Origin of the sequence: Protofrankia sp. Cas8 (genome assembly GCF_963555845.1) — a bacterium.
Lineage (GTDB): Bacteria > Actinomycetota > Actinomycetes > Frankiales > Frankiaceae > Protofrankia.
Genome location: NZ_CAUVXI010000190.1, coordinates 1 through 845, shown reverse-complemented (window position 1 = coordinate 845; position 845 = coordinate 1). Strand labels below are relative to the sequence as shown.

The 845-nt window shown below is 69.3% G+C and carries 1 pseudogene; it reads left to right on the top strand.

From position 1 onward, the window contains the following. Positions 1-832: pseudogene (locus U9977_RS21470) on the top strand (hypothetical protein); the annotation flags it as partial. Positions 833-845: the final 13 nt, after the last annotated feature.

Genomic DNA, 845 nt, shown 5'->3' with positions numbered 1-845 from the left:
GGCGACCTTGTTGGCCGCGGCCGGGATCGGCCATGTGGTCGTCGACGACACCGGGGTGACCAGGCCCGCCGATGTCGCGCCGGGCGGTGTTCGTCTCGATGACATCGGCCGCCCGCGCTCGACGGCGACAGCCTCGGCGATCGCCCGGGTCGCGCGGCCCCTGGCATCCCGCGAAACCCGGCACCGGGCCGGCGCACCGTTCCGTCCCGATCTCGTTGTGATCACTCCGGCCGGAATTCCCGTCGTCCACCCGCACGAATCCCTTGAGTTGGAACGCACCGGCATCCCGCACCTGCTCGCCGGCATTCGCGAGACCACCGCAGTGATCGGGCCGCTGGTCCTGCCCGGCATGACCTCGTGCCTGCACTGCCAGCATCTGCACCGCGGCGCGGCCGAGCCCGCGTGGCCGCTGCTGGCCCTGCAGATGTCGCGCCGTCCGGACAGCGGCGTCGACGCGTGCGATGTGACGCTCGCCACTGTCGCTGCGGGTCTGACAGCGATGCAGGCCCTCTCCCTGGTTGAGTCCGGTGGTTGCGACCGGCGGCGCGACGGACCTCACGACGGACCTCACGACGAGGGCTCCAGCCAGGAGTGGGGGCAGCCGCACCGGCTGACCGCCGGCGATCTGCCAACCATCGACGGAACCCTGGAAATGGCCGCGTCCGAGCTCCGGGTTCGACGCCGGTCATGGTCGGTGCATCCTTCGTGTCCCTGTCGAAGCGCTCGATTACTTACAGCCACGAATGTCGACGAGGTAATCAACCAACCCACAACCCGGTACACGACCCCTGATCGGGTGGACCGAGCGACGTCGCCACCCCCACCCGGTTGAACATGTCCATTAC